Source organism: Stenotrophomonas sp. Steno-C18 (assembly GCF_056393195.1).
The window spans coordinates 345,431-366,190 of sequence record NZ_JBWJOX010000004.1; the positions used below are offsets into that span (position 1 = coordinate 345,431).

Annotated in this window: 20 protein-coding genes; 12 read left to right on the forward strand and 8 right to left on the reverse strand. The window is 68.2% G+C overall.

From position 1 onward, the window contains the following. Positions 1-29 precede the first annotated feature (29 nt). From AC06FE_RS10945 to AC06FE_RS10955, 3 genes are read right to left on the reverse strand one after another with little or no spacing between them, the layout of a single operon-like run. Positions 30-197 carry a LiaI-LiaF-like domain-containing protein gene (locus AC06FE_RS10945; protein WP_089153126.1) on the reverse strand — a complete coding sequence of 56 codons (168 nt, stop codon included), beginning with the start codon at positions 195-197 and terminating at the stop codon, positions 30-32. A 31-nt stretch (positions 198-228) separates the two neighbouring features. Further along, positions 229-651, reverse strand: coding sequence for an HIT domain-containing protein (locus tag AC06FE_RS10950; RefSeq protein WP_192286217.1), 423 nt, complete (start codon positions 649-651; stop codon positions 229-231). Next, entirely contained in the window at positions 648-1,307 is a 660-nt protein-coding gene (locus AC06FE_RS10955) for a dienelactone hydrolase family protein (RefSeq protein WP_478073039.1), read from the reverse strand. The genes AC06FE_RS10950 and AC06FE_RS10955 overlap by 4 nt, the downstream gene beginning before the upstream one ends. Positions 1,308-1,797: 490 nt before the next feature. Between AC06FE_RS10955 and rimO the strand changes: the two genes are divergently transcribed. Further along, positions 1,798-3,159 carry a 30S ribosomal protein S12 methylthiotransferase RimO gene (gene rimO / locus AC06FE_RS10960; RefSeq protein ID WP_478073040.1) on the forward strand — a complete coding sequence of 454 codons (1,362 nt, stop codon included), beginning with the start codon at positions 1,798-1,800 and terminating at the stop codon, positions 3,157-3,159. Further along, positions 3,156-3,992, forward strand: coding sequence for a DUF3025 domain-containing protein (locus tag AC06FE_RS10965; RefSeq protein ID WP_478073041.1), 837 nt, complete (start codon positions 3,156-3,158; stop codon positions 3,990-3,992). Before rimO ends, AC06FE_RS10965 begins: the two co-directional genes overlap by 4 nt. Positions 3,993-4,068: 76 nt before the next feature. Here AC06FE_RS10965 and greB read toward each other — a convergent pair whose 3' ends face one another. After that, positions 4,069-4,572, reverse strand: coding sequence for a transcription elongation factor GreB (greB, locus tag AC06FE_RS10970; protein WP_478073042.1), 504 nt, complete (start codon positions 4,570-4,572; stop codon positions 4,069-4,071). 106 nt (positions 4,573-4,678) lie between these two features. Here greB and AC06FE_RS10975 point away from each other — a divergent pair, with 106 nt between their 5' ends. Continuing rightward, positions 4,679-6,133 (forward strand): rhomboid family intramembrane serine protease, encoded by a 1,455-nt coding sequence (locus tag AC06FE_RS10975; RefSeq protein WP_478073043.1) that lies wholly within the window; start codon positions 4,679-4,681, stop codon positions 6,131-6,133. A 72-nt stretch (positions 6,134-6,205) separates the two neighbouring features. Here the strand turns inward: AC06FE_RS10975 and AC06FE_RS10980 are convergent, their stop codons facing one another. Both AC06FE_RS10980 and AC06FE_RS10985 read right to left on the reverse strand, forming a co-directional pair. Continuing rightward, a complete protein-coding gene (locus AC06FE_RS10980; RefSeq protein ID WP_478073044.1) occupies positions 6,206-7,474 on the reverse strand; it encodes a hypothetical protein in 1,269 nt (422 codons plus the stop codon). A 72-nt stretch (positions 7,475-7,546) separates the two neighbouring features. Further along, positions 7,547-9,052, reverse strand: a complete 1,506-nt coding sequence (locus AC06FE_RS10985; RefSeq protein ID WP_192287251.1) for a helicase HerA-like domain-containing protein — start codon at positions 9,050-9,052, stop codon at positions 7,547-7,549. 122 nt (positions 9,053-9,174) lie between these two features. Here AC06FE_RS10985 and AC06FE_RS10990 point away from each other — a divergent pair, with 122 nt between their 5' ends. Beyond that, positions 9,175-10,761, forward strand: a complete 1,587-nt coding sequence (locus AC06FE_RS10990; RefSeq protein ID WP_478073045.1) for a transglycosylase SLT domain-containing protein — start codon at positions 9,175-9,177, stop codon at positions 10,759-10,761. Positions 10,762-10,836: 75 nt separating this feature from the next. On the opposite strand, the gene asd is transcribed toward AC06FE_RS10990, so the two are convergent. Together asd and AC06FE_RS11000 are read right to left on the reverse strand one after the other, a co-directional pair. Beyond that, on the reverse strand, positions 10,837-11,679 hold the full coding sequence (gene asd, locus AC06FE_RS10995) for an archaetidylserine decarboxylase (protein ID WP_478073046.1): 843 nt from the start codon (positions 11,677-11,679) through the stop codon (positions 10,837-10,839). Further along, positions 11,676-12,323 (reverse strand): SCO family protein, encoded by a 648-nt coding sequence (locus AC06FE_RS11000; RefSeq protein ID WP_313254754.1) that lies wholly within the window; start codon positions 12,321-12,323, stop codon positions 11,676-11,678. The genes asd and AC06FE_RS11000 overlap by 4 nt, the downstream gene beginning before the upstream one ends. 213 nt (positions 12,324-12,536) lie before the next feature. Between AC06FE_RS11000 and prmB the strand changes: the two genes are divergently transcribed. The 8 genes from prmB (at position 12,537) to AC06FE_RS11040 (ending at position 20,658) form a co-directional block, all read left to right on the forward strand. Beyond that, positions 12,537-13,466: a 50S ribosomal protein L3 N(5)-glutamine methyltransferase gene (prmB, locus tag AC06FE_RS11005; RefSeq protein WP_132864370.1), complete on the forward strand. Its 930-nt coding sequence runs from the start codon at positions 12,537-12,539 to the stop codon at positions 13,464-13,466. Positions 13,467-13,542: 76 nt separating this feature from the next. After that, positions 13,543-14,649 (forward strand): chorismate synthase, encoded by a 1,107-nt coding sequence (gene aroC, locus AC06FE_RS11010; protein ID WP_478073088.1) that lies wholly within the window; start codon positions 13,543-13,545, stop codon positions 14,647-14,649. Beyond that, entirely contained in the window at positions 14,642-15,676 is a 1,035-nt protein-coding gene (locus tag AC06FE_RS11015; protein WP_478073047.1) for a 2-hydroxyacid dehydrogenase, read from the forward strand. The genes aroC and AC06FE_RS11015 overlap by 8 nt, the downstream gene beginning before the upstream one ends. An 81-nt stretch (positions 15,677-15,757) precedes the next feature. Next, positions 15,758-16,783, forward strand: coding sequence for an aspartate-semialdehyde dehydrogenase (locus AC06FE_RS11020; protein WP_478073048.1), 1,026 nt, complete (start codon positions 15,758-15,760; stop codon positions 16,781-16,783). A 118-nt stretch (positions 16,784-16,901) separates the two neighbouring features. Beyond that, positions 16,902-18,815, forward strand: coding sequence for a FimV/HubP family polar landmark protein (locus tag AC06FE_RS11025; protein WP_478073049.1), 1,914 nt, complete (start codon positions 16,902-16,904; stop codon positions 18,813-18,815). A gap of 9 nt (positions 18,816-18,824) precedes the next feature. Further along, positions 18,825-19,184 (forward strand): VOC family protein, encoded by a 360-nt coding sequence (locus tag AC06FE_RS11030; RefSeq protein WP_478073050.1) that lies wholly within the window; start codon positions 18,825-18,827, stop codon positions 19,182-19,184. A gap of 44 nt (positions 19,185-19,228) precedes the next feature. Next, the gene (gene truA / locus AC06FE_RS11035; protein WP_132864365.1) at positions 19,229-20,002 is read left to right on the forward strand and encodes a tRNA pseudouridine(38-40) synthase TruA; all 774 of its coding nucleotides are present in this window, start codon (positions 19,229-19,231) and stop codon (positions 20,000-20,002) included. Next, positions 19,999-20,658 carry a phosphoribosylanthranilate isomerase gene (locus AC06FE_RS11040; protein WP_132864364.1) on the forward strand — a complete coding sequence of 220 codons (660 nt, stop codon included), beginning with the start codon at positions 19,999-20,001 and terminating at the stop codon, positions 20,656-20,658. Before truA ends, AC06FE_RS11040 begins: the two co-directional genes overlap by 4 nt. Positions 20,659-20,760: the final 102 nt, after the last annotated feature.

Here is a 20,760-nt window from a genome sequence, read left to right on the forward strand (position 1 = left end):
TCGCCGGTTCTGCGGCAGGTGCGGCGGCCTTACTTGCCCCGCCCGAATAGCATGCCGATGCCCACTGCGACCAGGATGGCCGGCCACCAGGTGGCGAGCATGGAGCCGATGTTGCCGTTGATCCAGCCCAGGTTCTTGGCCAGGAAGAACAGGCCGACGATGATCAGGATCAGGGCGGCGATCAGGTTGGAGCGCATCGGCGTGCAGTGTCCGTTGGTGGTGAGGCGCCTATCGTAGCCGCTGGCGCCAGATTTCGACACGCTCGGCCAGAACGTCCGGATCGAAACGCTGGGCCTTGCCGCTGCCCCAGACCGGGCCCGGCCAGGCCGGGTCGTTCTCGTTGCGGCCCACCAGGTGCACGTGCAGCTGGCGCACGATGTTGCCCAGCGCCCCGATGTTGATCTTGCTGACGTTGGGCTTCTGCTTCAGGTGCTGGGAGATCTGGTTGATCTCGGCCAGCAGCAGGCGCTGTTGGGCGCCGTCCAGGTCGATCCATTCGCTGGCCCCGGCAACGCGGGGCACCAGCACGACCCAGGGAAAGCGGTCGTCGTTCATCAGCCGGATCTGGGACAGGGGGCCATCGGCGATCAGCACGCTGTCGGTGGCAAGGCGGGAATCAAGTTCGAAATCGGACGTCACAGCTTCGGTCATCGCAGGTTCTCACTGAAGAAGGCCAAGGTGCGTTCGCGCGCCAGTTCGGCGCTGGGGGCGTGGTAGTGCATGCCGACCTCGCGGTTGAAGGCGTGGTCGGCCGGGTACACATATACCGGCAATGTGGGTTGCTTTTCACGATGCGCTGCAACGGCGGCTGGTGGGATCGAGGCATCCTGCGCGCCGAAGTGGAAGATTGCCGGGGCTTTGAATGGGCTGTCCAGGAATGGCACGTTGCGCGCGCCGTAGTAGCTGGCCGAGGGCAGGCCCAGCCGTTGCGCGGCCAGCATGGCAATGGTGCCGCCCCAGCAGTAGCCGACCGTGCCGACCTTGCCGTGGCGCTCCAGCTGCTGGGCGGCGGCCTGGACCACGCTGACCGCGCGGTCCACGCCCAGCGCGGTGACCAGTTCCTTGCCGCGGTTCACGCCCTCGGCGTCATAGGCCAGCTCCAGGCCCGGTTCCAGCAGGTCGAAGAAGGCCGGGGCGAGCACCGCGTAGCCCTCGGCCGCGTACTGTTCGGCGACGTGGCGAATGTGCGCGTTGGCACCAAAGATCTCCTGGATGACGACCAGACCGGCACGGGGCGTTCCCTCAGGCAGGGCTTGCCAGGCGCGGACCGGACCGTGGGCGGTGGAGAGAGTGATCCATTGGGACATGGGGGAAGCTCCAATTGAGGGGGAAGTCGGGGATGGTGCTCCCTTCTCCCGCCGGCGGGAGAAGGTGCCCCAGAGGGGCGGATGATGAGGGGCTTTGGATTCTGGGACGGGTGCTGGAGAGCGGCCCTCACCCCAACCCCTCTCCCGCGTGCGGGAGAGGGGCTTTCACTTTCTGCGGCACTGGACGGTGGCTGCGCGGCACAGCGGGGCCATGCATGCACGGCACAGGCGGCGGCGCTCCCTTCTCCCGCCAGCGGGAGGGTGCCCCGAAGGGGCGGATGAGGGCGCTTTTGATTCCGACGCAGGGTGCGGGACGCCTGCCCTCACCCCAATCCCTCTCCTGCGTGCGGGAGAGGGACTTTGGCGTCGCTCATTGGTGTGTGCGGGGCGCATTAAGCCAGTTGCAGGGCAGAGCGGTGGGTGACCGGTATAATCGCCCGCTTTCCGGCCCTGTGGTCATTCCGGCCCCGGCCCCCAGAATTCCGTGAACATGTCCCAGCTGAACCCCAAAGTCGGCTTCGTCAGCCTTGGCTGCCCGAAGGCCCTCGTCGACTCCGAGCGCATCCTCACCCAGTTGCGGGTGGAGGGCTACGACATCGTGCCGTCCTACGATTCGGCCGACGTGGTGGTGGTCAACACCTGCGGCTTCATCGATTCGGCCGTGGCCGAGTCGCTGGATGCCATCGGCGAGGCGATGAACGAGAACGGCAAGGTCATCGTCACCGGCTGCCTGGGCAAGAAGTCGGAGATGATCCGCGAGCATTACCCGGACGTGCTGTCGGTATCCGGCCCCCAGGACTACACCAGCGTCATGGACGCCGTGCATGCGGCCCTGCCGCCCAAGCACAACCCGTTCGTGGACCTGGTGCCGGACTACGGCATCAAGCTGACCCCGCGTCATTACGCCTACCTGAAGATTTCCGAAGGCTGCAACCACCGTTGCAGCTTCTGCATCATCCCGTCGATGCGTGGCGACCTGGTGTCGCGCCCGGTCGATGAAGTGCTGCGCGAGGCTGAGAGGCTGGTGAAGGGCGGCGTGCGCGAGCTGCTGGTGGTGTCGCAGGATACCTCTGCCTACGGCGTGGACCGCAAGTACGCGCCGGGCACCTGGCGCGGCAAGGAGTACGCCACCCGCATGAAGGCGCTGTGCGAAGGCCTGTCCGAACTCGATGCCTGGACCCGCCTGCATTACGTCTACCCATACCCGCACGTGGACGACGTGGTGCCGCTGATGGCCGAAGGGAAGATCCTTCCGTACCTGGACATCCCGTTCCAGCACGCCAGCCCGCGCATCCTCAAGCTGATGAAGCGCCCGGGCGCGGTCGACAAGACCCTGGAGCGCGTGCTGCGCTGGCGTCAGATCAGCCCGGACATCACCGTGCGCTCGACCTTCATCGTCGGCTTCCCCGGCGAGACCGACGCCGAGTTCGAGCAGCTGCTCGACTTCCTGGATGTCGCCCAGCTCGACCGCGTGGGTGCGTTTGCGTACTCGCCGGTGGACGGCGCCACCGCCAACGACCTGCCGGGCCCGGTGCCGGAAGCGGTGAAGCAGGAGCGTCTGGCTCGCTTCATGGAGAAGCAGGCAGCCATCTCCGCCGCCAAGCTGGAAGCGAAGATCGGCAGCGTGCAGCAGTGCCTGGTCGATGTGATCGAAGACGGCATCGCGGTGGCCCGTTCCAAGGCCGATGCGCCGGAGATCGATGGCCTGGTGCATATCCAGAACGGCGAGGAAGCACGCCTGCGCGTGGGTGACTTCGTCAACGTGGAGATCACCGACAGCGACGAGCACGACCTGTTCGGTGATGCACTGGTCGAGCAGACGGCCAAGCCGTTCGATCTCAAGGTGTTGTGACCGCAACGGTGAATGAAGTAGGCGCCGGCCAGGGCCGGCGTCGGTTCATTGCCCCGTTGCGCGGGCAGGTGGATGCCGTGTGTTTCCGGCATCCCGTGTTCGACGGTTATGCCGACCAACGGGACCTGCTGACCGGCGCGGATTGGCCCGCCATCGATGCGCTCAATGCGCGGCTGGCGTCGCCGGATCACCGTTTCGTGGCACAGGACGCCGCACTGCTGGCCGACGGCCTGCACTACGAAACCCGCATTGCGCAGGGGCGCATCGCCACGCGCGAAGAGAACTGGCATGACCTGTTCAATGCGCTGGTGTGGATGCGCCATCCGGCGATCAAGCATGCGCTCAATGCGCGGCAGTGCCTGCATATCGCGCGGCTGGGGGCGAGCGAACGCAACCCTGCGCAGCAGGCCCTGACCCAGTTCGACGAATCCGGCGTGATCGTGCGCGTGCGCGATCCGGCGCTGCTGCTGGCGTGGGATCGGCACGACTGGCCGGCACTGTTCGCGCCAGCGGGCTGGCAACGGGGTGACATCGCCGTGGCCGCCGTGATCGGGCACGCGTTGATGGAACAGATGCTGGTGCCGGGACGCTTGCTGGTCGGCAAGTGCGTGGTGGTGCACGGTGAAGCGGACGCCGCTGCCGTGGCGCGGGTCGCCGCGGTGATCACCGCCGGGCAGGTCTTGGCCGCTGCATCCGAATTGCGCCCGTTGCCGTTGGCCGGTATCCCCGGGTGGCATCCGCACCAGGATGCGGCATTCCTGGCGCAGGCGGACTACTTCCGCCCGCTGCGTGAGGGGCGTCGCTATCCGCCCGCGTTGGCCGAACCCGCGTAGGCGGGGATGCAATCCCCGCAACGGTCGCTACGTTGTTGCGTGTTGGCCGCTTTCTGCGATGGGGGTTTTGCCCGGGTCAGCCCTCGTAGCTGACATCGACCAGCACGAAGCGGGTGATGCCGCCGGGCAGCTCGACACTGAACTCATCGTCGATGCGCTTCTTCAGCAGGGCACGGGCCAGTGGTGAATCGATGCTGATCCAGCCGGTGGCCGCATCGGTCTCGTCGGGGCCGACGATGCGGTAGACATGGCTGTCGCCCGAATCGATGTTCTCCAGTTCAACCGTGGCACCGAAGAACACCGCTTCCGGGTCGCTGGGGCGGGTGTCCACCACGCGCAGGGCTTCCAGGCGCTTGCTCAGGTAACGCACGCGCCGGTCGATTTCACCCAGCTGCTTCTTGCGGTAGGTGTATTCGGCGTTCTCCGAGCGATCTCCTTCGGCCGCCGCCGCCGCCAACGCCTTGACCACCTCCGGGCGGCGCTGGCGCCACAGCTCGTCCAGCTCGGCCTTCAGGCGCGCGTGGCCTTGGGGCGTGATCAGCGCGGTGCTTTTTTCTGCAGGTGGGCGCCAACGGCTCATTGCGGGAATGCATGCTTTGCGGGAGGACGCCATGGTAGCCGCGGGCGCTTGCGCGCGGCTATCGGATCGCTGAAGCTGCGCCGTCCAGACAAGGGAATGTCCGTCGATGTTGATCCTGCCGTTGCACAAGCCCCTGAGCCTGGCCACGTTTCCCTGCGTGACGGCCTTGCTGGTGCTGGTCAATGTGTTGATCTACTTCGGTTGGCAGGTGCCGGACGAGGACAAGGTCCAGGCTGCACAGGCCTGGTACCTGGCCTCCGGCCTCGACGCCCGCGAGGTGCCGGCCTACCGCAAGCACCTGATCGAAACCGGGCAGGTCGAAGCGTTGCAGGCGTTCGAGGCGCTGCCCGCGCGTGACAAGTCGGTTTATCTGGCCGCCTCGACGCAGACTGACGTCGCATTCCAGCAGGCCCTGCAGCACGGCGAACTGTTCGAGACGGAAGAAGAGCGCAACGAATGGGCACCGTTGCACCAGCAGTACCAGTCCCGGCTGGACCAGGTGTTCACCCTGCGCCATCTGCTGCGCAGTTCGGAATGGTCGCTGCCGCGGATGTTCTCCTCGGCCTTCCTGCATGGTGACGCGCTGCACCTGTTCGGCAACATGGTGTTGCTGGTGGCCTTGGGCCTGCTGCTGGAAGGGGCGATCGGCAGCTGGCGCTTTCTGGCCGTCTACCTGCTGGGCGCGCTGGGTTCCAGTGCGGTGAGCGTGCTGTGGCGTTGGGGCGAGGCCGGCGGCGGGCTGGGGGCCTCGGGCGCGATCGCCGCGGTGATGGGGGCATTCTGCGTGGTGTGGGGGCTGCGCCCGGTGCGGTTCTTCTACTGGTTCGGGATCCTCTTCAACTACGTGCGCGCGCCGGCGATCTGGCTGCTGCCGGTCTGGCTGGGCTGGGAAGTGTTCAACCTTTTCACCAACCAGGGGGCGGGCATCGGTTTCGACGCACACGCCGGTGGCCTGGTCTGTGGCGCGTTACTGGGCGGCGTGCTGGTGCTCACCCACCAGACCCGCGAATTCTTCATGCGTGAGGACGAGGCCCCGGCAGCCCCCGACACGCGCTGGGAGCAGGCGCTGCTGCACATGGGGCGGATGGAGAATGCCGCCGCCGAACGGCTGCTCGCCGCGCTGGCCGCCGAGCAGCCGCACCGGCTGGACGTGGCGTTGGCGCGCTTGCGTGTCGCCGACAACGATGGCCGCGGTACGGCCGCACAGGCGCGGCTGGGTGAGGCGATGATGCTGGAGGCGGCGGACCCCGCCGAGCGCGCCGCGCAGCATGACCTGGTCAAAAAGCTGCAGGCCTCGCCGGTGATGCCGCCCGCGTCGACGTTGCGGGCAGTGCTGGCGCGTTGCTTCAAGCAGGCCTGGTTGGCGGAGGCCGAGGCCCTGCTGCTGAAGGCCTCCGGGCTGCCGGAGGGCGAACAGGCCCAGTTGTGGTTGCGCCTGGCCCTGCGCCACGGTGAGCTGCACGCGCCGGAGGAGCAGCGCCGCCTGCTCGATGGCATCGCGCGGCGTTACCCCGGTTCGGAGCAGGCGGGGAAGGCGCGGTTCCTGCTCGAGAACAACTGAGGCCCGTCGTGCCCCGGTCGCCAGACCATAGGCGGGGATGAACTCCCCGCCACTGTCAGGGGCCGAACCGGTTCACGCCAGGTGCGGGCTCAATGCCCGTTGCGCGGCTTCGAGCTTGCGGCGCTGTTCGGGGTCTTCGCAGCGGCCCAGTGCGTCTTCCAGCAGGGCGCGCGCTTCGTCATCGCGGCTGTAGCGTTCGGCCAGCAGCAGTGCGGCCTGCACCGCCCATTGCGGTGCCAGCGGCGCGCGCGGCCAGGCCTTGAGCATGGCCAGTTGGGCATCGAGCTGCAGCTGCAGTTGGCCGCTCAGGTGGGCGCGCTCGGCCAGGGTGGTGGCCTGCTCCGGATCGGCCGGGGTGAAGTCCGGATCGGTTTCGAGCAGCTCGCGCAGCACCTGCATCGCCTGGCGTTCCTCCTTTTCGGCCAGCAGGCGGGTGATGTACTGGCGGCCGTGCTCGCGCAGGGCGTCGGAGACTCCCTTGCGGCGCAGCAGGCGATGGTAGAGCTCATGGACCGGCAAGCCGACCGCGCGGCTGCGGACGGCCGCGCGCAGTGCATCCATGGCGGCTTCGGGGTGGCCGTCGCGGACGAAGTGCTCGGCCTCGTCCAGCAGCGCCTGGTCAGGGGCATTGCGGGAGAGGGGCTGCGGCGCGCCTTCCGGCTCGAAACCGAGCACATCGTGGTACTGGTAGACCATGTAGCCCAGCAGGTGGAAGGTGGCGAACAACCCCCAGATGCTGAAGAAGGTCAGCACCAGGTCGCCGATGATCGGGGGCATGACCGCATGCAGCCACTTGCCGGCGGTCAGTGCGCTGGCCTGGATCACGAACAGCAGCAGGAACACCGCCAGGTAGGGCCAGCCGATACGCACGGCCAGGGTGATCGGCGTGGCCGGGTTCAGGGCGGCGCGCAGGCTGCCGTCCATGGCCAGCGAGATCACGCAGCCCGGTTGCAGGAACACTACCGCGGCCAGTGCGGCCAACCCGATGATGGGGCCCAGGAAGGCTGCCACCACGACCACGAAGATGCCCATCAGGATCATCATCGCCAGCAGGCGGATCACGGTGCCGTCGCTGGAGTACAGCGTGTTCTCCGGCGCGGCCAGGCGTCCGTTGGCGGTCTCGCGCAGGATCTCGAAGGCGTAACGGTAGACGCCGACCCAGACCACGATGGCCAGGATCCAGCCGATGCCCGGCAGCAGGCCGAGCAGGGTGCACAGGGTCAGCGCGATCAGTGCATACAGCGCCGCGCCGCGCACCGGGTAGAACGTGATGGATGGCAGCCGCTGCCAGAACGGCTCGGGCGTGCTGCGTGACGAGTTGCGATGCGAACGATCTTCCATGAATCCCCCGTGGTGCTGCGCACATTCTGGGGGTCAGGGCCGGGTGCCGGCAACGGCCGGCACCCGGCCTACTCAGCGCTTGCCGCCGAAGATGCTGCCGAGGATGCCGCGCACGATCTGGTTGCCGAGCTTGGTGCCGACGGTGCGGGTGGTCTGCTTGGCCATCGTCTCGATCATGCCCTGACGGCGCTTGGTGCCGAAGATGGCGTCCTTGATGCTCTGGCCGAAACCGCCTTCCTGCTCCTCGTCCTGCTGGCGCGTGCGGGCCTTCGGTGCCTGCGCCTGCTCGGTCGCCTTCTCGGCACGCTTGGCCAGCAGCTCGGCCGCCGACTCGCGGTTGACCGCCGTGTCGTAGCGGGTGCCGACCGGGCTGCCGGCGCGCACCTGGGCGCGCTCAGGCTCGGTGATCGCGCCCATCCGGCAGCGGGGCGGGGCGATCAGGGTCTTCTGCACCGGCGAGGGCACGCCCTTGTCCTGCAGCGTGGAGACCAGGGCTTCGCCGGTGCCCAGCTGTGACAGCGTGGCGACCACGTCGAGCTTGGGGTTGGGGACGAAGGTCTCGGCCGCGGTCTTGACCGCTTTCTGGTCACGCGGGGTGAAGGCGCGCAGGGCGTGCTGCACGCGGTTGCCGAGCTGGCCGAGGATGTTGGCCGGCACGTCATCCGGGAACTGCGAGCAGAAGTACACGCCCACGCCCTTGGAGCGGATCAGTCGCACCACCTGCTCGATGCGCTGCACCAGCGCCGGCGGCGCGTCGTCGAACAGCAGGTGCGCCTCGTCGAAGATGAACACCAGTTTGGGCTTGTCCAGGTCGCCCACCTCCGGCAGCTGCTCGAACAGCTCGGACAGCAGCCACAGCAGGAAGGTCGAGTACAGGCGCGGCTTGAGGATGAGCTGGGCGGCGGCGAGGATGCCGACCACCCCGCGGCCGTCATGGTTCACGCGCATGATGTCGGCCAGTTCCAGCGCCGGCTCGCCGAAGAAGGCTTCACCGCCGTCCTGCGACAGCCGCAGCAGCGAGCGCTGGATGGCGGCCACCGACTGCGCGCTGACCAGCCCGTACTCGGTGGAGATGTCCTTGCGTTCCTCGGCCACCAGGTTGAGCAGGGCGCGCAGGTCGTCCAGGTCGAGCAGCAGCAGGCCGCGGTCGTCGGCCAGCTTGAACACGATGTCCAGCACCCCGGACTGGGTGTCGTTGAGCTCCAGGATGCGCGCCAGCAGGGTGGGGCCCATCTCGCTGACGGTGGTGCGGACCGGGTGGCCCTGCTGGCCGTACAGGTCCCAGAACACCACCGGGCTGGCCGCCGGGGCGTAACCGTCCACGCCGATCTCGGCGGCGCGCTGGGCCAGCTTCTCGCCGCCCTCCCCGGGAACGGCCAGGCCGGCCACGTCGCCCTTCACATCGGCCATGAACACCGGTACGCCCAGGCGCGAGAAGCCCTCGGCCAGGGTCATCAGGGTCACCGTCTTGCCGGTGCCGGTCGCCCCTGCGATCAGGCCATGGCGGTTGCCGAAACGCGGGAGCAGGGTGACGGCGATGTCGTCGGTGACGCCTTTGCCGAGCAGGATCGGGTCCATGGAAGCACTCATAGATGAATGAAGGGGGATTCTAACGGCCGACTGTATCGGGACGGTGTCATTGTTGCCCCCGGGCAAGTCCGGCGGCTACCCTGCCTGACCTTTCGCGCGCAGTGTTGCTGATGTCCGTATCCCTGTTCTCTCTTCGTCCCTGGTCGCTGCTGGTCGCGGTTTCGTTGTTGACGGTGGTGCCGGCGGCGCATGCGCTGTCGGCCCGCGACAAGGCCAGGGTGGAGGCCATCGAGGCCCGCATGGCGGCGGCGGAGAAGCGCTACAGCGACGCGCTGGTGCTGGTGAACAACGCCGATCCCAAGGGCACCGCCGAGTCGGATGCGGCGCTGGAGGACATGGAGGACGTGATCACCGCCTGCATCGCGCAGAAGGGCTGTACGGTCAGCGGCCTGCTGACCACCTACAAGCGCCTGCTCAAGCAGAAGGTGGACGGTGCGGCGGCCGACGAGGAGGACGACGCCGGCATGCCGGTCGAGGCGGATCCGGACCATGTCGCGCCGCTGCGGGCCGATGTCCCGGAAGCGGCCCGTGCCGCGGCCCTGCTCAACGACCACCGCCATGCCTTCGACGACATGGTCGAGTACAACCCGGCGATCCAGGCCGGTATCCGCCGCTGGTTGACCGACATGCGCCCGGCGCTGCTGACCAGCTACGAGAACTACATGAACCTGCGCGGCGTGATGTGGCCGGAGTGGGAGAAGGGCGGTCTGCCGGAGGCGTTGCTGTTCGGCATCATGGCCAAGGAGTCCAATGGCCGTGTGCATGCGTCCTCGCGGGTGGGCGCCGCCGGCCTGATGCAGTTCATGCCGGCCACCGGCCGCCGCTTCGGGTTGGGCCCGGATGGTACCGGCTTTGACACGCGCTTTGACCCGCGCAGCGCCGCCGAGGCCAGTGCGGCCTACATGAACGAGCGCATGCGCGGACTCAACCGGAACATCGAATACGCGCTGGCCGCCTACAATGGCGGCGAGGGCCGGGCGGCCCGCATCTACCGCGACATGGGCGGGCAGAGCTTCTGGACGGACTCGGCGTACAACCAGTTCCCGGGCGAAACGAAGGACTACGTGCCGATGGTGATCGCTGCGGCCTGGATCTTCCTGCACCCGCAGCAGTACGGCGTGGAGTTCCCGAAGATCAACGGCCAGCCGGCGACGATCCGGCTGGCCCGTTCGACCACCATCTATGAGCTGACCATCTGCCTGGGCAGCACCGGCACGCGCGATGGCTACATGCGTGCGCTGCGCAACCTCAACCCGCGCTACGAGGCTGATGGCTGGATCCCGGGCGGCACCACGATCAACGCGACCACCCGCATTGCCGGCCTGTACAACCGCTACTGCGTGAGCGGCCCGCGCGCGGATCTGGCGCGCACGCTGATCACCGCCGACGTCAATGCGGCGATCAAGCGCCCGACCGCGACCAGTTTCACCGGCAGCGTGGCGGTGGGCGATGTGCAGGCCATGCAGGGCGGGCAGGTGCCGCCGCCAGTCGCCACGCCCGCCCCGGCGCCGCGTCCGGCCACTCCGGCACGCCGCCAGGCACGCAGCTACACGGTGGCGCGGGGGGACACGCTGGGCCGCATCGCCAGCCGCTTCCAGTGCGAGGTGCCGGCCCTGGCACGCGCCAATGGCCTGCGCGCGCCGGCCTATGCGATCAAGCCGGGGCAGCGGCTGAAGCTGGAAGGCTGCGACCGCTGAGGCGGTTCCTGCAATGAACAAGGGCGCCGCAGGGCGCCCTTTTTTTGGGTCGGGGAGGGGGAGGCTCCGTCTGGCCTACTTCAACGTCGCCAGCGCCTGGCCCAGCTGCACCGGGCTTTCGGCCCTCAACGACGGCTCGAAGTCGGCCACGCCCGGCGGCAGCAGCACGATCACCGTGGAGCCATAGTTGAAGCGCGCCATCTCGGCGAAGCGTTCCAGGGTGATGCCCTTGCCGCGCCAGTCCTTGCGGGTGATGCGGTCACCGTAGGCGGGGATCTCCTCGCCGCTCCATACCGTCTCCACGCCGCTGACCAGCAGCGCACCGACCATCACCTGCACCATCGGGCCGAAATCGGTGTCGAAATGGCAGACCAGGCGCTCATTGCGGGCGAACAGGCGCGGCACGTTGGCCACCGCGTCGGTGCCGACGCTGAACAGACGGCCCGGCACGTGCACGGTTTCGCGCAGGGTGCCGGTCCAGGGCATGTGCACGCGGTGGTAATCACGCGGGGACAGGTACACGGTGGCGAACAGGCCGTTGTTGAACGGGACGGCGTCGGCGGCATCGCCGAGCAGCTCGGCGGCGGTGAACGACTGCCCTTTGGCCTGGAAGATGCGACCGTCCTGGATCGGGCCCAGCTGGCTGATGCGGCCATCGGCCGGCATGGTCAGGGTGCGCGGGTCGGCGGCGGCCGCACGTGCGCCCGGCTTCAGGGCGCGGGTGAAGAACGCATTGAAGCTGGGGTAGCTGCGTGGGTCCGGGTTGGCCGCCTCGGCCAGGTTGACGTTGAATTTTTCGGTCACCGTGTCGATCAGCCAGCGCGAGATCCGCGGGTTCTGCGAATAGGCCAGCGAGCGCGCCATCGAGGACAGCAGGCGATGGGGCAGGACGTAGGTGAGCGTTGTTACCAGACTCATGGGGCGGTGTTCTCGGTGAGCTTAGTCAGGTCGCTGGCAATGGCCTGCGGGTTGAACGGGGGGCGGATCAGGCCGGCCAGGCGGCCCTTCGGGTCCAGCACCGCGATGCTGGAGGAGTGGTCCATGCTGTAGTCGTTGGGGTTCTGTTCGAAATGCTTGCCCGGCACCTTCTGGAACACCATGCCCAGCGCGGTGGCGAAACGCTCCAGCGACGGGATGTCCGCGGTCGCGGCCAGGGTGTCCTTGTGGAAGGCATGGGCGTATTCGCCCAGCTTGGACGGGGTGTCGCGTTCCGGGTCCACCGACACCAGCACCACGCGCGGGCGCAGGCTGTCGGGAATGGCCTGCCACTGCTTCTGGGCCTGGGCCAGCTCGGCCAGGGTGGTGGGACAGACGTCCGGGCAGGCGGTGAAGCCCAGGAACACCAGGCTCCAGTGCCCATGCAGTTCGCCGGGGATCAGCCGGGTGCCGTCGGACTGGGCCAGGTCGAATTCCGGCAGGGTGCGCGGGGTGCCGTAGAAGATGATCGAGCGGGTGCCGTTGGTGCCCTTGCTGGACGGGCCGAATACCTTCTGTGCCAGTACCAGGCCGAGGCCGGCCGCCAGGGCGATGGCGAGGATGATGCCGATATTGCGGTTGAACATGGGCCGTTGCTTCCGTTCGGAGGTGGCCACTGCGGGAGTGGGCCACGGGCGGGACACGGGAGTGTAGGGGATTGCAGGCCTGTTCCCATGGGCCGGGAAGGCCCCGCCGGGCGGGTGCTGGCGGCCGTTGCCGAAGTTTCGGCTGCAACTGGGCACTCAATATACCGGGCACGCGCCTATAATCGCAGACCTTTCAAGTATTTCCGTATTGCCATGACTGCCCAGGCGGCTGCCGAACTCCACACGATCATCGATCTGATCCGCTACGGCGCCAGCCGTTTCAATGCCGCAGGCCTGACCTTCGGCCACAGCTATGACAACGCCCTGGACGAGGCGACCCAGCTGGTGCTGCACAGCCTGCACCTGCCGCCGGACCTCGGCCCGGCCTACGGCGCGGCGCGGCTGCTGCCGGACGAGCGCGAACGCGTGCTGGCGCTGTTCGAGCGCCGCATCAACGAGCGCCAGCCGGCGGCCTACCTGACCGGCGAAGCCTGGTTCGCGGGACTGAGCTTCAAGAGCGACGCGCGCGCACTGGTGCCGCGCTCGCCGATCGCCGAGCTGATCCTCAACGGCTTCGAGCCGTGGCTGGCCGGCCGTGATGTCACCCGCGCGCTGGACCTGTGCACCGGCTCGGGCTGCATCGCCATCGCCATGGGCCACTACTACCCGAACTGGCAGGTCGACGGCAGCGACGTCAACGACGCCGCGCTGTCGCTGGCGTTCGAGAACAAGGAACGCCTGCTCGCGCACAACGTCGAACTGGTCAAGAGCGACCTGTTCAACGGCCTGCAGGGCCGGGTGTACGAGCTGATCGTCACCAACCCGCCGTACGTCACCAACGACGAGACCGATGCGCTGCCGCAGGAGTATTCGCACGAGCCGGACCTGGCCCTGCGCGCCGGCGACGATGGCCTGGACCTGGTGCTGAAGATCCTTCGCGATGCGCCGGACCACCTCACCGAGGAAGGCCTGCTGATCTGCGAGGTGGGCGACTCCGAGCAGCACCTGATCAAGCTGCTGCCGGAAGTGTATTTCTCCTGGATCGAGTTCAAGGTCGGCCAGATGGGCATCTTCGCGGTGGAGGCGGCCGAGCTGCGCGCCCACCATGCGCGGATCGCCGAACTGGCGGCACAGCGCCCGTAAGGGCGCAGGCGGCGAGGGCCCGGGCCTTCGCCGTGGTTTCCCCGGTGCGGGATTGACGGCACAAGCGCAGGACAGAATCGGCAACGTGAATACCTTCGGACAACTCTTTCGTGTCACCACCTTCGGCGAATCGCATGGGCCGGCCATTGGCTGCGTGATCGACGGTTGTCCCCCGGGGCTGGAGATCGCGCCGGAGGAGTTCACCCACGACCTGCAGCGCCGCGCCACCGGCAAGAGCCGCCATACCTCCGCGCGCCGCGAGGCCGACGAGGTCGAGATCCTGTCCGGCGTCTACGAAGGCCGCACCACCGGCACGCCGATCGCACTGCTGATCCGCAACACCGACCAGCGCAGCAAGGACTACAGCAACATCGCCCAGCAGTTCCGTCCGGGCCATGCCGATTACAGCTACTGGCAGAAGTACGGCATCCGCGACCCACGCGGTGGCGGCCGTTCCTCCGCGCGCGAGACCACCATGCGCGTGGCCGCCGGCGTCATCGCCAAGAAATGGCTGCAGCAGCGCCACGGGGTGACCGTGCGTGGCTACCTGTCGCAGCTGGGCGAGATCACCCCGGTCGGTTTCGACTGGAGCGTGGTCGAGGAAAACCCCTTCTTCTGGCCCGACGCCGCCCAGGTGCCGGCGCTGGAGGCGTACATGGATGCGCTGCGCAAGTCCGGTGATTCGGTCGGTGCGCGCGTGAACGTGGTCGCCGACGGTGTGCCGCCGGGCTGGGGCGAGCCGATCTACGGCAAGCTCGACGGTGACATCGCCGCCGCGTTGATGAGCATCAACGCGGTCAAGGGCGTGGAGATCGGCGACGGCTTTGCCAGTGCCGCGCAGAAGGGCACCGAACACCGTGACCTGATCAGCCCGGAGGGCTTCCAGTCCAACCATGCCGGCGGCATCCTCGGGGGCATTTCCACCGGGCAGCAGGTCGTCGCCTCGATGGTGCTCAAGCCCACCTCCAGCCTGCGTCTGCCCGGCGCCACGGTGGACACGGCCGGCAATGCGGTCGATGTGATCACCACCGGCCGCCACGACCCCTGCGTCGGCATCCGCGCCACCCCCATCGCCGAGGCGATGCTGGCGCTGGTGCTGGTTGACCAGGCATTGCGCTACCGCGCGCAATGCGGTGATGTCGGCCAGAAGAGCCCGCGCATCCCGGGCAGCATCGATGGCTGAACCACGGCCCCGCGTCTGGGTATCGCAGCCGCTGTTCGACGACACCGTCGCGCAGTTGGCCGCGTACTGCGAGGTGGTCGCCACGCCGGAGGTCACCGCGCATGACAGTGCGTCGATCCGTGCCCGCCTGGCCGGCATGGACGGCGCGCTGATCACGCTCAACGAGCGCGTCGGTGCGGCCGAGATCGCCAACGCGCCGGACCTGAAGATCGTCGCCAACGTCGGTGTCGGCTACAACAACCTGGACATCGCGGCGTTGAGCGCGGCCGGCGTCATCGCCACCAACACGCCGGACGTGCTCACCGAAACCACCGCCGACCTGGGTTTCTCGCTGCTGATGGCGGCGGCCCGGCGCATCGTCGAATCGGACCGCTGGCTGCGCGAGGGCAACTGGGGGCAATGGTCGTTCACCACCATGCTCGGCGCCGACCTGCATGGCAGCACGCTGGGCATCCTGGGCATGGGCCGCATCGGCCAGGCCATCGCCCGCCGCGGCCATCACGGCTTCTGCATGAAGGTGCTGTACCACAACCGTTCGCGGCTGCTGCAGGACGTGGAGCAGGCGGTCGGGGCGAACTACGTCGGTTTCGACGAGCTGTTAGCGCAGGCCGATCACCTGGTGCTGGTGCTGCCGTACACCGCGCAGAACCACCACCTGATCAACGCCGCTGCCCTGGCGAAGATGAAGCCCAGTGCCACGCTGGTGAACATCGCCCGTGGTGGCATCGTCGATGAGCTGGCGCTGGCCGACGCGCTGGCCAGCGGCCGGCTCGCCTCGGCCGGCCTGGACGTCTACGAGAACGAACCCAACGTGCGCCCGGAGCTGCTGGCGCTGCGCAACATCGTGCTGACCCCGCATATCGGCAGCGCCTCGCTGGCCACGCGCCGGGCGATGGTGCAGGTGGCCGTGGACAACCTGCTGGCCGGGCTGGGTCTTGGCCCGGCGGCCGGGCAGCCGGCCAATGCCATCAATGGTGAGCTGCTGGCCGGCGGCAACGCCCGCATCATCGACACCAAAAAACGATAGGGAGCCTCCGAGGCTGTCTGCCGGAGGTTCCCCGAACCTGGCTCGACGTGTGTCCCCCCATCCTTTTTTCGAGTGCACCCCATGAGCAATGAAGCCCGTCGTTTCCACGTAGCCGTTGTTGGCGCCACCGGCGCCGTCGGCCAGGCCATGTTGTCGATCCTGGCCGAGCGCAATTTTCCGATCAGCACGCTGAGCCTGCTCGCTTCCGAGCGTTCGGCCGGCCAGCAGGTCGATTTCGAAGGCCAGAAGATCACCATCCAGGACCTGGCCACGTTTGACCCGGCCGGCGTGGAGATTGCGCTGTTCTCGGCAGGTGGCGGCATTTCAAAGGAATATGCGCCGAAGTTCGCCGCCGCCGGCGCGGTCGTCATCGACAACTCGTCCTCGTTCCGCTACGACGACGACGTGCCGCTGGTGGTCTCCGAGGTGAACCCGGAAGCGGCGAAGAGCCGCCCGCGCGGCATCATCGCCAACCCGAACTGCTCGACCATGCAGCTGATGCCGGTGCTGGCGCCGATCCATCGCGAATACGGCATCGAGCGCATCAACGTGGCCACCTACCAGTCCGTCTCCGGTGCCGGCCAGACCGGCATGGAGGAACTGGGCAAGCAGACCGCGCAGCTGCTGGGCTTCCAGGAGATCGAGCCGACCAAGTTCCCGGTGCAGATCGCCTTCAACCTGATCCCGCACATCGACGAGTTCCTGGACAACGGCTTCACCAAGGAGGAAATGAAGCTGGTATGGGAGACCCGCAAGATCCTCGGCGACGACAGCATCCAGGTGAACCCGACCGCCGTCCGCGTGCCGGTGTTCTATGGCCACTCCGAGGCGGTCAACATCGAGACCAAGAAGAAGATCAGCACCGAGCAGGCCCGCGCGCTGCTGGCCAGCGCCCCGGGCGTGAAGGTCGTCGACGAGCGCAAGGCCGGCGGCTACCCGACCCCGGTCACCCATGCCTCCGGCACCGACCCGGTCTACGTCGGGCGTATCCGCGAAGATCTCTCGCACCCGCGTGGCCTGAACATGTGGGTGGTGGCCGACAACATCCGCAAGGGCGCCGCGCTCAACGCGGTGCAGCTGGCCGAGCTGGTCGCCAACGGCGGCTGAGCCCCTCCCAAAGCGCCGGCCCGAGGGCCGGCGTTTCCACTCCCGTGCACGGCTGCGGTATTCGAAAGGCGGGGCAGCCGTTATATTTGCCGCCATGAAACTTTGGGGCAGGGGCGTGATGCGCTCATTACAAGGCGTGCTGGTTCTCATCCTGGCGCTGTTCAGCAGTGCCGCGATGGCCTTGGGACTGGGCAACATCCGCGTGCTTTCCAAGCCGGGCCAGCCGTTGGTGGCCGAGATCCCGATCATTTCCAGTGATCCGGGCGAGATCGAGAACGCGCATGTCGGGCTGGCGTCGCCAGCCACGTTCGAGCGCGTGGGCCTGCCGCCGCCACAGGGGCTGGTCAACGAGCTGCAGTTCACCTTCGCGCAGGACCGTGAAGGCCGTTCGGTCATTCGTGTGACCAGCGCCACACCGGTGGACGCGCCGTCGGTGGGCTTCCTGATCGAAGTGGATTGGGGGCAGGGCCGCCTGGTCCGTGAGTATTCGGCCTTGGTCGCCGCGCCGGAAACAGCCACCGCGCTCGCCGAGCCGGTGATCGAGGCCCCGGCCGCCGCGCCGTCCAACCTGATTGCGCGTGAGCCCGAACCGCTGCCGGAAGCCCCGGCCCCCGTGCCGGCGCCTGTCGCGCCGCCGGCCCCGACGCCTGCTCCCGTGCCTGCACCCGCGGCGGTCGCGACGCGTCCAGCGGTGCCCGCTCCGGCGATGCCGGTGCAGGGCGGGCTGGCGCCGGTGCGCCGTGGCCAGACCCTGTCGCAGATCGCCGGCGAGCTGTCGCGACAGAACGGCGTGTCGATGAACCAGACCATGGTGGCGCTGCTGCGTGCCAACCCGGAGGCCTTCATCCGCGGGAATATCAACCTGCTCAAGCAGGGCGCGGTGCTACGCACCCCGGCGCAGGAGGAACTGGCGCGGGTCGATGCCGCCCAGGCGCGGGCCATCGTCCAGGAACAGACCGCGCAATGGCGGCAGGCGCGTGCGGCGATCCCGCAGCCGGCCATCGCCGATGCGACGGCCCCGGCGGCATCGCCGTCCGCCAATCCGTCCGCCGCGGCGGCCAGCAATGGCGCACGATTGGAAATCGCGCCGGCCGTGGCCGGTGGGCAACAGACAGCAGGAATGACGACCGGGCTCGATGCCGGTGGTGAGGGTGACATGTTGGCAAATGAACAGTTGCGTCAGGCCAAGGAAGACCTTGCCACCCGTGATGCGGAGTTGCAGGAACTGCGTGAGCGCGTCGGTGAGCTGGAAAAGCTCAAGGCACAGCAGCAGTCGCTGATCGCGATGAAGGACTCGGACCTGGCCGCTGCCCAGCAGCGCCTGGCCGAGGCCTCCAAGCGTGAGGGCGGCAGCTCGCCGATGTGGCTGTGGTTGGGCCTGGCGCTGGTGGTGGTCGCCGGCCTTGGTTGGTGGTTGGCCCGTCGCCGCAAACCCTCGCCGCTACCGGCGGCCCCGCGCGGCGGGTTCGACGTCGATGCATTGGCGGCCACGCTGCCGGTGGCGGGCGCCGCAACCGCGGCCGGCGAGCCAGCCGAGGCGGACCCGTTGGATGATGAGGATGTGGCCGAGGTGTCCTTCGAGGAAGCGAGGCGGGACGACGTTGCCGAGGCCCTGGCCGTTGTCCAAGCCCCCCAGGTCGCCGAGCCCTCGCCATATGACGAGCCGATGCCGGCCTGGTTGAAGCCGACCGCGCCGGTGGTCGCGCCCATGGAGGTCGTGCCGGAGTCGCGCAACGAGCCCAAGCCGGTGCTGCTGTTCGAGGCGTCGCGCCAGTTCGACCGGCCGGCGCTCGAGACGCCGGCGGCCCCCGAACCCAGCGCCCGTGACGAGGCTGGCTGGCTGGCCGGCGACATGGCCGCGGTGGCGCCGCTCAATCCCGCGCCGGCCGGCCGCGAGCGGCTGGAACTGGCGATCGCCTACCTGGACCTGGGCGATGCCGAGACCGCGCGTACCCTGCTCAACGAGGTGGCGGTCGGCACCGACCCCAAGGCGCGCGCCGAAGCGCTTGAACTGCTGAACCGACTGGGCTGAGGACACCGCATGAAACGTGAGCAACGCATCGACTACGTCGAGTTCGCCTCGCGCGACCCGGCCGCCAGCCGCCGTTTCTTCGAACAGGTGTTCGGCTGGACGTTCGAGGACTACGGCCCGGACTACACCGCCTTCGATGACGGCGGCTTGCAGGGCGGCTTCTTCCGCGGCACGCCGTCGACCAGCGAGGCGGGGGCGGCCCTGGTGGTGCTGTATGCCGAGCGCTTGGCGCCGCTGCAGGCCACGGTGGAAGCGCACGGCGGCAAGGTGGTCAAGCCGGTGTTTACCTTCCCGGGCGGGCGCCGTTTCCAGTTCATCGAGCCGGGCGGCAACGAGCTGGCCATCTGGTCCGAGCGCGACAGCGACTGATCCATCGCGCCCGGCCGCGGCGACTGCAATCAAGAGGTTCAAACATGCGATACGCGCTGGGCGTGGAATACGACGGCAGCGAGTTCAAGGGCTGGCAGCAGCTCGGCGAGAGCGGCTGCGCCAGCGTGCAGGCCACCTTGCAGGACGCGTTGTCCTCGGTGGCCGATGCGCCGATCAGCGTGGTCTGCGCTGGCCGTACCGATGCCGGCGTGCACGGTGAATGCCAGGTGGTGCACTTCGATACCGAGGTCAGCCGTGCCCCGCGCGGCTGGGTGCTGGGCACGACCACGCGGCTGCCGCCCTCGGTCTGCGTGCGCTGGTGCGTGCCGGTGGTGGATGCGTTCCATGCCCGCTTCTCGGCCAGGGCGCGTCGCTACCGCTACCGCATCCTCAACCGCCAGGTGCGGCCGGCGCTGTACCGCCAGACCCTGAGCTGGGAGCGCCGCGCGCTGGATGCCGATGCCATGCACCGCGCCGGCCAGGCGTTGCTGGGCGAGAACGACTTCAGCGCGTTCCGCAGTGCCCAGTGCGAGGCCCTGCATGCGCGGCGCGAACTGCAGGCCATCTCGGTGCGGCGCCTGGGCGAGGTGGTCGAGGTGGAAGTGCAGGCCAATGCGTTCCTGCACCACATGGTGCGCAACATCGTCGGCTCGCTGCTGATGGTGGGGGCCGGCGAGAAGCCGGAGGGCTGGATCGGCGAGGTGCTGGCGCGGCGTGACCGCAACCAGGCCGGGCCGACCGCGCCTGCGCAGGGCTTGGTGTTCGTCGGGCCGTTGTATCCTGAACACTGGCATCTGCCGGCAGAGGTGACGCTGTGAGCCGTACCTTGTTCCGTACCCGCATCAAGTTCTGCGGCATGACCCGGGCCGGCGACATCCGCTTGGCCAGCGAATTGGGCGTGGACGCGATCGGCTTCATCTTTGCCCGGTCCAGTGCGCGCCGCGTGGCGCCTTCCGAGGCGCGGGCGATGCGCCAGGCCATCGCGCCGATGGTGGACGTGGTCGCCTTGTTCCAGAACAACAACCGCGAGGAAGTGCGTGAGGTGCTGCGCGCGGTGCGGCCCACCCTGCTGCAGTTCCATGGCGAGGAAGACGACACGTTCTGCCGCAGCTTCAACATGCCCTACCTGAAGGCGATCGCCATGGGCGGCGATGCCGAGGTCACCGCGCGCGGGTTGCAGCAGCTGTACCCGCATGCGGCCGGCTTCCTGTTCGACAGCCACGTCAAGGGCGGCAGCGGCGGCAGCGGGGTGGCCTTCGACTGGTCGCGGATCCCGCCCGGCGTGCATCGTCCCTACCTGTTGGCCGGCGGGATCACCCCTGACAACGTCCATGACGCGGTGCTCGCGACCCAGCCGTGGGGCGTGGACGTATCCAGCGGCATCGAGTCGGCGCCCGGCCTGAAGGACGGCTACCGGATGCGCCAGTTCGTCGAGGAAGTGCGGCGCGCGGATGCGCAGCCGGCGCAGGACTGAGTCATTGCAATTGGCTGAATGGCCGCAGATGCCGGCGACGGCACGCACATTCCCGATGAAAACCGTGGACCTGGTCGTTGTCGTCACGGCAATTCCCTTATC

Coding starts and splice junctions, on each gene's coding strand:
- AC06FE_RS10945 (WP_089153126.1), bottom strand. CDS start 197: ATGCGCTCCAACCTGATCGCCGCCCTGATCCTGATCATCGTCGGCCTG.
- AC06FE_RS10950 (WP_192286217.1), bottom strand. CDS start 651: ATGACCGAAGCTGTGACGTCCGATTTCGAACTTGATTCCCGCCTTGCC.
- AC06FE_RS10955 (WP_478073039.1), bottom strand. CDS start 1,307: ATGTCCCAATGGATCACTCTCTCCACCGCCCACGGTCCGGTCCGCGCC.
- rimO (WP_478073040.1), top strand. CDS start 1,798: ATGTCCCAGCTGAACCCCAAAGTCGGCTTCGTCAGCCTTGGCTGCCCG.
- greB (WP_478073042.1), bottom strand. CDS start 4,572: ATGAGCCGTTGGCGCCCACCTGCAGAAAAAAGCACCGCGCTGATCACG.
- AC06FE_RS10975 (WP_478073043.1), top strand. CDS start 4,679: ATGTTGATCCTGCCGTTGCACAAGCCCCTGAGCCTGGCCACGTTTCCC.
- AC06FE_RS10980 (WP_478073044.1), bottom strand. CDS start 7,474: ATGGAAGATCGTTCGCATCGCAACTCGTCACGCAGCACGCCCGAGCCG.
- AC06FE_RS10985 (WP_192287251.1), bottom strand. CDS start 9,052: ATGGACCCGATCCTGCTCGGCAAAGGCGTCACCGACGACATCGCCGTC.
- AC06FE_RS10990 (WP_478073045.1), top strand. CDS start 9,175: ATGTCCGTATCCCTGTTCTCTCTTCGTCCCTGGTCGCTGCTGGTCGCG.
- asd (WP_478073046.1), bottom strand. CDS start 11,679: ATGAGTCTGGTAACAACGCTCACCTACGTCCTGCCCCATCGCCTGCTG.
- AC06FE_RS11000 (WP_313254754.1), bottom strand. CDS start 12,323: ATGTTCAACCGCAATATCGGCATCATCCTCGCCATCGCCCTGGCGGCC.
- prmB (WP_132864370.1), top strand. CDS start 12,537: ATGACTGCCCAGGCGGCTGCCGAACTCCACACGATCATCGATCTGATC.
- AC06FE_RS11015 (WP_478073047.1), top strand. CDS start 14,642: ATGGCTGAACCACGGCCCCGCGTCTGGGTATCGCAGCCGCTGTTCGAC.
- AC06FE_RS11020 (WP_478073048.1), top strand. CDS start 15,758: ATGAGCAATGAAGCCCGTCGTTTCCACGTAGCCGTTGTTGGCGCCACC.
- AC06FE_RS11025 (WP_478073049.1), top strand. CDS start 16,902: ATGCGCTCATTACAAGGCGTGCTGGTTCTCATCCTGGCGCTGTTCAGC.
- AC06FE_RS11030 (WP_478073050.1), top strand. CDS start 18,825: ATGAAACGTGAGCAACGCATCGACTACGTCGAGTTCGCCTCGCGCGAC.
- truA (WP_132864365.1), top strand. CDS start 19,229: ATGCGATACGCGCTGGGCGTGGAATACGACGGCAGCGAGTTCAAGGGC.